Origin of the sequence: Mycobacterium sp. SMC-18, assembly GCF_045310895.1 — a bacterium.
Lineage (GTDB): Bacteria > Actinomycetota > Actinomycetes > Mycobacteriales > Mycobacteriaceae > Mycobacterium.
The window spans coordinates 41,071-53,057 of record NZ_JBJIAL010000018.1; the positions used below are offsets into that span (position 1 = coordinate 41,071).

4 protein-coding genes are annotated in these 11,987 nt (G+C 69.8%); 3 read left to right on the top strand and 1 reads right to left on the bottom strand.

Translation table 11 applies throughout. The annotated features are described in order from the left end of the window. Positions 1-182 precede the first annotated feature (182 nt). Both ACJH6J_RS17290 and ACJH6J_RS17295 read left to right on the top strand, forming a co-directional pair. Positions 183-9,401, top strand: a complete 9,219-nt coding sequence (locus ACJH6J_RS17290; RefSeq protein WP_212812388.1) for a type I polyketide synthase — start codon at positions 183-185, stop codon at positions 9,399-9,401. Between the two features lie 43 nt (positions 9,402-9,444). Next, entirely contained in the window at positions 9,445-9,837 is a 393-nt protein-coding gene (locus ACJH6J_RS17295; protein ID WP_020102278.1) for a holo-ACP synthase, read from the top strand. Between the two features lie 89 nt (positions 9,838-9,926). Here ACJH6J_RS17295 and ACJH6J_RS17300 read toward each other — a convergent pair whose 3' ends face one another. Then, positions 9,927-10,565, bottom strand: coding sequence for a LysE family translocator (locus ACJH6J_RS17300; protein ID WP_212812387.1), 639 nt, complete (start codon positions 10,563-10,565; stop codon positions 9,927-9,929). A 48-nt stretch (positions 10,566-10,613) separates the two neighbouring features. Here ACJH6J_RS17300 and ACJH6J_RS17305 point away from each other — a divergent pair, with 48 nt between their 5' ends. Continuing rightward, the gene (locus ACJH6J_RS17305) at positions 10,614-11,942 is read left to right on the top strand and encodes a dipeptidase (RefSeq protein WP_406804271.1); all 1,329 of its coding nucleotides are present in this window, start codon (positions 10,614-10,616) and stop codon (positions 11,940-11,942) included. Positions 11,943-11,987 lie beyond the last annotated feature (45 nt).

Sequence of the window (11,987 nt, forward strand, 5' to 3'; positions counted from 1 at the left end):
AAAAACGCCGCGAATCTTATGACACTCTTAGTGCAGTCGGCCCGGCTCTCAGGCACCCGAAAACCAGGGGCGCCAGACGTAGCACGGGCCTCACGTGATCCGACGTCGCATCGCGTTGCCCCAGGGCCGACTACCAAGACCAAGCACCTGACCGGTTCGCGCGGCAACGACGAGAGGGACGCATGACGATCAACGAGCACCGCAATGTGACCAGTGGCAACACCGAGGCGGTGGCGGCGAGCGCGCATGCTCTCGTAGACCTGCTCAATGCCGGCGAACCCTATGCCGTCGCGTTCGGTGGCCAGGGTGCGTCCTGGCTGGAGAACCTCGAGGAGCTCGTCAGCTCGGCCGGCATCGAATCCGAGCTCAGTGAGATCGTCGGCGAAGCGGCCCTGTTGCTCGAGCCCGTCGCGCGCGAGCTCGTCGTCGTGCGGCCCATCGGCTTCGAGCCCATGCAGTGGGTGCGCGCCCTCGCCGCCGACGAGCCGCTGCCCTCGGCCAAGCAGCTGACCACCGCCGCCATCTCCGGCCCCGGCATCCTGCTGGCCCAGATGGCCGCCATCCGCGCCGTGCAGCGTCAGGGCCTGGACCTCGCGGGCACCCCGCCGGTCGCGGTCGCCGGACACTCGCAGGGCATCATCGCCGCCGAGGCGCTCAAGGCCAACGGCACCCGCGACGCCGAACTCCTCGCCCTGCTCCAGCTCATCGGCGCCGCCGGCTCGCTCGTGTCGCGCCGCCGCGGCATGGTCGGCCGCGGCGACAAGTCGCCGATGGTGTCGGTCACCAACGTCGACCCCGAGCGCATCGCCGAACTGCTCGAAGACTTCTCCAAGGACGTCCGCACCGTCCTGCCGCCGGTGCTGTCGATCCGCAACGGCCGTCGCAGCGTCGTCATCACCGGAACCCCGGAGCAGCTGGCCCGCTTCGAGCTGTACTGCAGCAAGATCACCGAGAAGGACGAGGCCGAGCGCAAGAACAAGCTGCGCGGCGGCGCCGTCTTCAGCCCGGTTTTCCAGGGCGTGCAGGTCGAGGTCGGCTTCCACACCCCGCGCCTGGCCGACGGCATCGAGGTCGTCGACCGCTGGGCCGCCAAGTGCGGTATCGACACCGAGCTGGCCCACGCGATGACCGAGGCCATCTTCGTCAAGCCCATCGACTGGGTCGCCGAAGTCGAGCGCATGCACGACGCCGGTGCCCGCTGGATCATCGACCTCGGCCCGAGCGACACCGTCACCCGCCTGACCTCGCCGATCATCCGCGGCCTCGGCATCGGCATCGTGCCCGCCGCGACCCGCGCCGGCCAGCGTTCGCTGTTCACCGTCGGCGCCGCCCCGGTCGTGCAGCCCGCGTGGTCGAGCTTCGCGCCGACCGCCGTCGAGCTGCCCAACGGTGACGTCAAGCTGTCGACCAAGTTCACCCGCCTGACCGGCCGTTCGCCGATCCTGCTGGCCGGTATGACCCCGACGACCGTCGACGCCAAGATCGTCGCCGCGGCCGCCAACGCCGGCCACTGGGCCGAGCTGGCCGGTGGCGGTCAGGTCACCGAAGAGATCTTCGAGAACCGCGTCGCCGAGCTGACCCAGCTCCTCGAGCCGGGCCGTGCCATCCAGTTCAACTCGCTGTTCCTGGACCCGTACCTGTGGAAGCTGCAGCTGGGCGGCAAGCGCATCGTGCAGAAGGCGCGCCAGTCGGGCGCCCCGATCGACGGCGTCATCGTCACCGCCGGCATCCCCGAGCTCGACGAGGCCGTCGCGCTGATCGATGAGCTGCACGAGATCGGCATCACCAACGTGGTGTTCAAGCCGGGCACCGTGGACCAGATCAAGTCGGTCATCAAGATCGCCGAAGAGGTCCCGGACAAGGAGATCATCGTCCACGTCGAGGGCGGCCGCGCCGGTGGCCACCACTCGTGGGAGGACCTCGACGACCTGCTCGTCAGCACCTACTCGGACCTGCGCAAGCAGGCCAACCTGACCATCTGCGTCGGTGGTGGCATCGGCACGCCCGAGCGCGCCGCCGAGTACCTGTCCGGCCGCTGGGCCGAGACCTACGGCTTCCCGCTGATGCCGGTCGACGGCATCCTGGTCGGCACCGCCGCCATGGCCACCCTCGAGGCCACCACCTCGCCTCAGGTCAAGCAGCTCCTGGTCGACACCAAGGGCACCGATCAGTGGGTCGGCGCCGGTAAGGCCCAGGGCGGCATGGCTTCCGGCCGCAGCCAGCTGGGTGCGGACATCCACGAGATCGACAACACCGCGTCGCGGTGCGGCCGCCTGCTCGACGAGGTCGCCGGTGACGCCGACGCCGTCGCCGAGCGCCGCGACGAGATCATCGCCGCCATGGCCAACACCGCCAAGCCGTACTTCGGTGACGTCGCGGACATGACCTACCAGCAGTGGCTGCAGCGCTACGTCGAGCTCGCGATCGGCGACGGCAGCAGCACCGCCGACACCAAGCGCGACCACTCGCCGTGGCTCGACATCACCTGGCGCGACCGCTTCGAGGAGATGCTGCAGCGCGCCGAGGCCCGCCTGAACCCGGCCGACGCCGGTCGCATCGAGACGCTGTTCCCGGCCACCGCGGAAGGTGAAGCGCTGCTGGAGGATCCGCAGCGCGCCATCGCCGAGCTGCTGGCCCGGTACCCCGAGGCCGAGACCCTGCGCCTGCACCCGGCGGACGTCCCGTTCTTCATCACGCTGTGCAAGACGCTGGGCAAGCCCGTCAACTTCGTGCCGGTCATCGACAAGGACGTGCGCCGCTGGTGGCGCAGCGACTCGCTGTGGCAGGCCCACGACGCCCGCTACGACGCCGACCAGGTCTGCATCATCCCCGGCACCGCAGCCGTCGCCGGCATCACGCGCGTCGACGAGCCCGTCGGTGAGCTGCTGGACCGCTTCGAGCAGGCCGCCATCGACGAGGTGCTGGCAGCCGGTGTCAAGCCCGTTCCGGTCGTGTCGCGTCGCCAGGCCCGTGCCGACGTCACCGGCCCGCTGGCCGTCGTCCTCGACTCGCCCGACGTGCTGTGGGCCGGCCGCACCGCCATCAACCCGGTGCACCGCATCGGCGCGCCCAGCGAGTGGCAGGTCAACGAAAACCGTTCGGCGACACACCCTTCCACCGGCTCCCGGCTGGAGCTCGACGGTGACGGCGTCGTCCTGAACGTGCCGCTGTCGGACATCTGGATCGCGATCCGCTTCACGCTGCCGGCCGCCACCGTCAACGGCGGCATGCCCGTCGTCACCACCGAGGACGCCTCGGCCGCCATGCGCGCCGTGCTCGCCATCGCCGCGGGTGCCGACGGCGTCGACGCGCTGCCGACCGTCACCGACAACGTCGCCACCGTCACCGCCGACTGGGACCCCGAAGAGGTCGCCGACCACACCGGCGTCACCGCCACCTTCGGCGCCCCGCTGGCGCCGGGCCTGACCCTGGTGCCCGACGCCCTCGTCGGCCGCTGCTGGCCGGCCGTGTTCTCGGTCATCGGCGCGGCCGTCACCGCCGACGGCATCCCGGTCGTCGAAGGTCTGCTGAGCCTGGTCCACCTGGACCACGCCGCGCACCTGCTGGCCCCGATGCCGGCTGAGAAGGCCGAATTGACCGTCACCGCAACGGCTTCCGCCGCGGTCGACACCGAGGTCGGCCGCGTGGTCCCGGTCTCGGTCAGCATCACCGACGCCGAGGGCACCGAGCTGGCGCGCCTCGAAGAGCGCTTCGCGATCCGTGGCCGCAGCGGTGCCGCCGAGCTGACCGACCCGGTCCGCGCCGGCGGTGCCATCACCGACAACGCCACCGAGACGCCGCGCCGCCGTCGCCGCGACGTCACCGTCACCGCGCCGGTCGACATGAGCGCCTTCGCCGTGGTGTCGGGTGACCACAACCCGATCCACACCGACCGCGCCGCCGCACTGCTGGCCGGCCTGAAATCGCCCATCGTGCACGGCATGTGGCTGTCCGCCGCCGCCCAGCACGTGGTCACCGCCACCGACGGCCGCGCCACCCCGCCGGCCCGCCTGGTCGGCTGGACCTCGCGCTTCCTGGGCATGGTGCTGCCGGGCGACGAGATCGAGTTCCGCGTCGACCGCGTCGGCATCGACCGCGGCGCCGAGATCATCGAGGTCACCGCGAAGGTCGGCGGCGAACTGGTGATGGCCGCGTCGGCTCAGCTGGCCGCGCCCAAGACCGTCTACGCCTTCCCGGGCCAGGGCATCCAGCACAAGGGCATGGGCATGGAGGTCCGCGCCCGCTCCAAGGCCGCCCGCAAGATCTGGGACTCCGCGGACAAGTTCACCCGCGAAACCCTGGGCTTCTCGGTGCTGCACGTGGTCCGGGACAACCCGACCAGCATCATCGCCAGCGGCGTGCACTACCACCACCCGGACGGCGTGCTGTTCCTGACGCAGTTCACCCAGGTGGCCATGGCCACCGTCGCGGCCGCCCAGGTGGCCGAGATGCGCGAGCAGGGTGCGTTCGTCGAGGGCGCCATCGCCTGCGGCCACTCCGTCGGTGAGTACACGGCGCTGGCGTGCGTGTCCGGCGTGTACGAGCTCGAGGCGCTGCTCGAGGTCGTGTTCCACCGCGGCAGCAAGATGCACGACATCGTCCCGCGTGACGCCAAGGGCCGCTCGGACTACCGCCTGGCCGCCATCCGGCCGTCGCAGATCGACCTCGACGACAACGACGTCACCGACTTCGTCGCGGGTATCGCCGAGGAGACCGGTGAGTTCCTGCAGATCGTGAACTTCAACCTGCGTGGTTCGCAGTACGCGATCGCCGGTACCGTCCGCGGCCTCGAGGCCCTGGAGGCCGAGATCGAGCGTCGTCGCGAAATCACCGGTGGCAAGCGCTCGTTCATCCTTGTCCCCGGTATCGACGTGCCGTTCCACTCCGAGGTGCTGCGGGTCGGCGTCGCCGACTTCCGCCGCGCGCTGGACCGCGTCATGCCGCACGGGCAGGACCCCGAGCTGCTGGTCGGCAAGTACATCCCGAACCTGGTGCCGCGGCCCTTCACCCTGGACAAGGACTTCATCCAGGAGATCCGCGACCTGGTGCCGGCCGAGCCGCTCGACGAGATCCTCGCCGACTACGACACGTGGCGTAACGAGAAGCCGTCGGAGCTGATGCGCAAGACCGTCATCGAGCTGCTGGCCTGGCAGTTCGCCAGCCCGGTCCGCTGGATCGAGACGCAGGACCTGCTGTTCATCGAGGAAGCCGCCGGCGGCCTCGGTGTCGAGCGGTTCGTCGAGGTCGGTGTGAAGACCATGCCGACGGTTGCCGGCCTGGCCACCAACACGCTGAAGCTCCCGGAGTACTCGCACAACACCACCGAGGTGCTCAACGTCGAGCGCGACGCCGCGGTGCTGTTCGCGACCGACACCGACCCGGAGCCCGAGGACGATGCCCCCGCCGCGCCCGCAGCTGAGGCAGCCCCGGCGGAAGCCGTTGCCGCAGCACCGGTTCCGGCCGCCGCCCCCGCGGCGCCCGCCGGTGGCCCGCGTCCGGACGACATCACCTACGACGCCGCCGACGCCACCATGGCGCTCATCGCGCTGTCGGCGAAGATGCGCATCGACCAGATCGAGCCGCTGGACTCCATCGAGTCGATCACCGACGGTGCCTCGTCGCGACGCAACCAGCTGCTCGTCGACCTGGGTTCGGAGCTGAACCTCGGCGCCATCGACGGTGCCGCGGAAGCCGACCTGGCCGGCCTGAAGGGACAGGTCACCAAGCTGGCCCGTACCTACAAGCCGTTCGGTCCCGTTCTCTCCGACGCGATCAACGACCAGCTGCGCACGGTGCTCGGCCCCTCGGGCAAGCGTCCGGCGTACATCGCCGAGCGTGTCAGCAAGGCCTGGGAACTGGGCCCCGGCTGGGCCAAGCACGTCACCGCCGAGGTCGCGCTGGGCACCCGTGAGGGCAGCAGCGTCCGTGGCGGCGAGATGGGCGGCCTGCACTCCGGTGCACTGGCCGACGCCGGCGCCGTCGACAAGGTCATCGACGCGGCCGTCGCCGCCGTGGCCGCCCGTAAGGGCATCGCCGTGTCACTGCCGTCCGCCGGCGGTGCCGGTGGCGGTGTGGTCGACTCGGCCGCGCTCAACGAGTTCGCCGAGAAGGTCACCGGCCCCAACGGTGTGCTGGCCGGCGCCGCCCGGTTGATCCTGGGTGAGCTGGGTCTGCAGACGCCGGTGTCCGCGCCGGACGCCACCGACTCCGAGCTGATCGACCTCGTGACCGCCGAATTGGGTTCGGACTGGCCGCGTTTGGTGGCTCCGTCGTTCGACGCCCGCAAGGCCGTGCTGTTCGACGACCGCTGGGCCAGCGCCCGTGAGGACCTGGCACGCATCTGGCTGCTCGAAGAGGACGACGTCAACCGCGACTGGGCCAAGCTCTCCGAGAGCTTCGAAGGTGCCGGACACGTGGTGGCCACGCAGGCCAGCTGGTGGCAGGGCAAGGCGCTCGCCGCCGGCCGCACCCTCCACGCCGCGCTGTACGGCCGCGCGGCCGCCGGTGCGGAGAACCCGGAGAAGGGCCGCTACGCCAACGAGGTCGCGGTCGTCACCGGTGCCTCCAAGGGCTCGATCGCGTCGTCCGTGGTGGGCCAGCTGCTCGCCGGTGGCGCGTCGGTCATCGCGACCACGTCCAAGCTGGACGACGACCGGTTGGCGTTCTACCGGACGCTGTACCGCGACAACGCCCGCTTCGGTGCCCAGCTGTGGGTCGTGCCGGCAAACATGGCCTCCTACAGCGACATTGACGCGCTGGTCGAGTGGGTCGGCAACGAGCAGGTCGAGAACCTCGGCCCCAAGGCCATCCACCTCAAGGACGCGCAGACCCCGACGCTGCTGTTCCCGTTCGCCGCACCGCGCGTCGCCGGGGACCTGTCGGAGGCCGGCTCCCGTGCCGAGATGGAGATGAAGGTCCTGCTGTGGGCCGTGCAGCGGCTCATCGGTGGGCTCTCGCACATCGGCTCCGAGCGTGACATCGCGTCGCGTCTGCACGTGGTGCTGCCCGGTTCCCCGAACCGCGGCATGTTCGGCGGCGACGGCGCCTACGGCGAGTCGAAGGCTGCGCTCGACGCGGTCGTCGCCCGCTGGAAGGCGGAAACCTCGTGGTCGCAACGAGTTTCGCTGGCGCACGCGCTGATCGGCTGGACCAAGGGCACCGGCCTGATGGGCCACAACGACGCCATCGTGGGTGCCGTCGAGGAAGCCGGTGTCATCACGTACACCACCGACGAGATGGCCGCCATGCTGCTGAACCTGTGCAGCATCGACGCCAAGGTCTCGGCCGCCCGTGAGCCCATCCAGGTCGACCTGACCGGTGGCCTCGGCGACATCGAGCTCGACATGGCCGAGCTGGCCGCCAAGGCCCGCGAGGAGATGGTGGCCGAAGCTGCTGTCGACGAGGAGGACCTCGAAGGCACCATCTCGGCACTGCCGTCGCCGCCGCGGGGCTACCAGGCCGCGCCGGCTCCGGAGTGGGCCGACCTGGACATCGACCCGGCCGACATGGTCGTGCTGGTGTCCGGCGCCGAACTCGGCCCGTACGGCTCGTCGCGCACCCGCTTCGAGATGGAGGTCTCCGGCGAGCTGTCGGCCGCGGGCGTCCTGGAACTGGCCTGGACCACCGGTCTGGTCAAGTGGGAAGACGACCCGAAGCCGGGCTGGTACGACACCAACACCGGTGAGCTGGTCGACGAGTCCGAGCTGGTCGAGCGCTACCACGACATCGTGCTGGAGCGCGTCGGCATCCGCGAGTGGGTGGACGACGGCGCGATCGACCCCGATCACGCTGCGCCGCTGCTGGTTTCGGTGTTCCTCGACAAGGACTTCTCCTTCGTCGTATCCGCCGAGGCCGACGCCCGGGCGTTCCACCAGTTCGATCCGGAGCACACCGTCATCGCGCCGGTGCCGGACAGCAGCGACTGGCAGGTCACCCGCAAGGCCGGTACCGAGATCCGCGTGCCGCGCAAGGTCAAGCTGTCGCGGACCGTCGGCGCCCAGGTGCCGACCGGCTTCGACCCGCAGGTCTACGGCGTCACGCCGGACATGGCCAGCTCGATCGACCGCCTGGCGCTGTGGAACCTGGTCACCACCGTGGACGCGTTCCTGTCGGCCGGCTTCACGCCGGAAGAGCTGATGCGCTGGGTGCACCCGAGCCTCGTGGCCTCCACGCAGGGCACCGGTATGGGCGGTATGACCTCGATGCAGACCATGTACCACGGCAACCTGCTGGGCCGGAACAAGCCGAACGACATCCTGCAGGAAGTCCTGCCGAACGTCTTCGCCGGTCACGTCGTGCAGTCGTACATCGGTAGCTACGGCGCGATGATCCACCCGGTCGGCGCGTGCGCCACCGCGGCGGTGTCCGTCGAAGAGGGTGTCGACAAGATCCGTTTGGGCAAGGCCGAATTCGTGGTCGCCGGCGGTTACGACGACCTGACGCTGGAAGCCATCATCGGCTTCGGTGACATGTCGGCCACCGCCGAGACCGCGATGATGCGGGCCCGCGGCATCAGCGACTCGAAGTTCTCGCGCGCCAACGACCGTCGTCGTCTCGGCTTCGTCGAAGGCCAGGGCGGTGGCACCGTCCTGCTGGCCCGTGGTGACCTCGCGGTGAAGATGGGCCTGCCCATCCAGGCCGTCGTCGCCTACGTGTCGTCGTTCGGTGACGGTGTGCACACCTCGATCCCGGCTCCGGGTCTGGGTGCGCTGGGTGCCGGCCGCGGTGGACGTCAGTCGCAGCTGGTGCGCGACCTGGCCAAGCTGGGCGTCACCCCGGACGACATCGCGGTGATCTCCAAGCACGACACCTCGACGCTGGCCAACGACCCCAACGAGACCGAACTGCACGAGCGGCTCGCCGCCTCGATGGGCCGGTCCCCGGGCAACCCGCTGTTCATCGTCAGCCAGAAGAGCCTGACCGGACACAGCAAGGGTGGCGCCGCGGCGTTCCAGATGCTGGGTCTGTGCCAGATTCTGCGCGACGGCGTCATCCCGCCGAACCGCAGCCTGGACTGCGTCGACGACGAGCTGTCCAACGCACAGCACTTCGTGTGGGTCCGCGAGACGCTGAAGTTCGGCGACCGCCTGCCGATCAAGGCCGGTCTGGTGACCAGCCTCGGCTTCGGTCACGTGTCGGGCCTCATCGCCCTGGTGCACCCGCAGGCGCTGGTGGCGGCTCTCGATCCGGCCGAGCGCGAGGACTACCTCCGCCGTGCCGGTGAGCGGGTTCTGGCCGGTCAGCACCGGTTGGCGTCGGCAATCGCCGGTGGGCGCCCGCTGTACGAGAAGCCGGCCGACCGTCGCTTCAACCACGATGCGCCGGAGAAGCGTCAGGAAGCCGACATGCTGCTCGACGCCGATGCGCGCCTGGGCGAGGACGGGTGGTACGCCCGCTCGTGAGGCCTTCTGAGGTATCGGGATTGGGTCCGCTAGGTTGTTGCCCATGAGCATCCTGGGTGTGGGCATCGACCTGGTCTCGATTCCGGATTTCGCCGAGCAGGTCGACCAGCCGGGCACCGTCTTCGCGGAGACGTTCACCCCAGGGGAGCGCCGTGACGCCGCCGACAAGAGTTCGTCGGCGGCACGGCACCTGGCGGCCCGCTGGGCGGCCAAGGAGGCCGTGATCAAGGCGTGGTCGGGCTCGCGGTTCTCGAAGCGTCCGGTGCTGCCCGAGGGCATCCACCGCGACATCGAGGTCGTCACCGACATGTGGGGCCGGCCCAAGGTGCGGCTGTCCGGCGAGATCGCCGAGCACCTCAAGGGCGTGGCCATCCACGTGTCGCTGACCCACGAAGGCGACACCGCGGCCGCGGTCGCGGTCCTCGAGCAGGACTAGTTTTTCTTCTGCTTGCGTGAATACCCCAAAATCAGCTGATTTTGGGGTATTCACATTTCCAGAGCCGGAGGCGACAGCCGGTTTGCCGTTCAGTCTTTGCGGCCGGTGACAGCAAGGCTGACACCCAGGCCGACCATGGCCAGCCCGCCGGCGCCCCCGATGGCGGCGAAGCGGCGCGGGGACTGCGCGAACCAGTCGCGGGCCAGGCCGGCGGCCAGCGCCCAGATGCTGTCGGAGATCACCGCGATGGACAGGAACACGACGCCCAACACGAGCATCTGGGCCGTCACACGTCCGGCCGCAGGATCCACCACCTGCGGCAGCGCCGCGACAAAGAACACGATGGTCTTGGGATTGGTCATCCCGACGACGAAACCGTCGGCCAGGACCCGGCTCGGCCGCTTGGCGGACGCACCGCCGGTGAGCACCTCGCCGAGGCCATGTCGATGCCGGATGGCTTGGACGCCAAGGTAGATCAGGTAGGCCGCGCCGACGAACTTGATGACGCTGAACGCGAGCGACGAGGCCAGGATGAGGGCACCGGCACCCAGGGCCACCGCAAGGATCTGGACGTAGGCGCCCATCGCGTTACCCGCCACGGTCAACAACGCCTGGCGACGGCCGACGGTCAGCGCCCGGCCGACGGTGAACAGAACACTCGGCCCGGGGATCACGATGACCAGCAGCGAGATCAACCCGAACGCCAGCAGATGTCCCATCGACGGCATGCGGTGACGATACGCCGGGCAGACGGCCGGCGCACTACGCTCGATGGCATGGCTGATCTTGTCGAACGTGTGCGGGACGTCCTGCCGTCGGTGCGTGCCGACCTGGAGGACCTGGTCCGTATCCAGTCCGTCTGGGCCGACCCGGCCCGGCACGCCGAGGTGCACCGCAGCGCCGCGCTGACCGCAAAGCTGTTGTCCGAGGCGGGCTTCGGTGAGGTGCACATCGTCCACGAGGGCGGGGCGCCGGCCGTCATCGCACGTCATCCGGCGCCAGAAGGAGCCCCGACCGTGCTGCTCTACGCGCACCACGACGTGCAGCCCGAGGGCGACGCCGCACAGTGGGACTCCGATCCTTTCGAACCCACCGAGCGCGACGGCCGGCTCTATGGCCGGGGCAGTGCCGACGACAAGGCCGGTATCGCCGTCCACCTGGCCGCCATGCGGGCCCACGGCGGCAACCCGCCCGTCGGCGTGACGGTTTTCGTTGAGGGCGAAGAGGAATCGGGCTCGCCGTCGCTCGGCGCCCTACTGGCCGCGCATCGCGACCTGCTGGCCGCCGACGTCATCGTCATCGCCGACTCGGACAACTGGAGCACCGAGATGCCCGCGTTGACGGTGTCGTTGCGCGGGCTGGTCGACTGCGTGGTCGAGGTGGCGACGCTGGATCATGGGCTGCACTCGGGCATCTGGGGCGGCGTGGTGCCCGATGCGCTGAGTGCCCTCGTGCGGTTGTTGGCCACCTTGCATGACGACGACGGCAACGTCGCGGTCGAAGGGTTGTACGAGGGCACCGCCGCCGACGTCGACCGGGGCCCGGACTGGGTCGCGGCTGAGACCGGCATGCTCGAGGGCGTGCAACAGATCGGTTCCGGCTCTGTGGTGCAACGACTTTGGGCCAAGCCGGCCATCACCGTCATCGGCATCGACACCACATCGATCGCGAAGGCGTCGAACACGCTGATACCGCGGGCGCGGGCCAAGGTCAGCATGCGCGTCGCTCCAGGTGGGGACGCGCTGGCGCATCTGGCCGCGCTGACCCGGCACCTGGAGAGCCACGCTCCCTGGGGCGCCAAGGTCACCGTGACGCCGGGTGATGTCGGCCAGCCGTATGCCATCGACGCCAGCGGCCCGGTGTACGACGCGGCGCGGTCGGCCTTCACACAGGCGTGGGGTGTTGCCCCGGTGGACATGGGGATGGGCGGGTCGATCCCGTTCATCGCCGAGTTCGCCGAGACCTTCCCCGACGCAACGATTCTCGTGACGGGCGTCGAGGACCCCGGCACGCAGGCGCACAGCATCAACGAGAGCCTGCACCTGGGCGTGCTGGAGAAGGCCGCGATCTCCGAGGCGCTGCTGTTGGGCGCGCTCGGGCGTTAGTGCATCGAGCGTGGGGGTTTACGTGGAAAATCCGTCAGATCTCCG

What these genes read in the sequence shown, in the direction of transcription:
- ACJH6J_RS17305 (WP_406804271.1), top strand. Translation starts at nt 10,614, where the DNA reads ATGGCTGATCTTGTCGAACGTGTGCGGGACGTCCTGCCGTCGGTGCGT.
- ACJH6J_RS17300 (WP_212812387.1), bottom strand. Translation starts at nt 10,565, where the DNA reads ATGCCGTCGATGGGACATCTGCTGGCGTTCGGGTTGATCTCGCTGCTG.
- ACJH6J_RS17295 (WP_020102278.1), top strand. Translation starts at nt 9,445, where the DNA reads ATGAGCATCCTGGGTGTGGGCATCGACCTGGTCTCGATTCCGGATTTC.
- ACJH6J_RS17290 (WP_212812388.1), top strand. Translation starts at nt 183, where the DNA reads ATGACGATCAACGAGCACCGCAATGTGACCAGTGGCAACACCGAGGCG.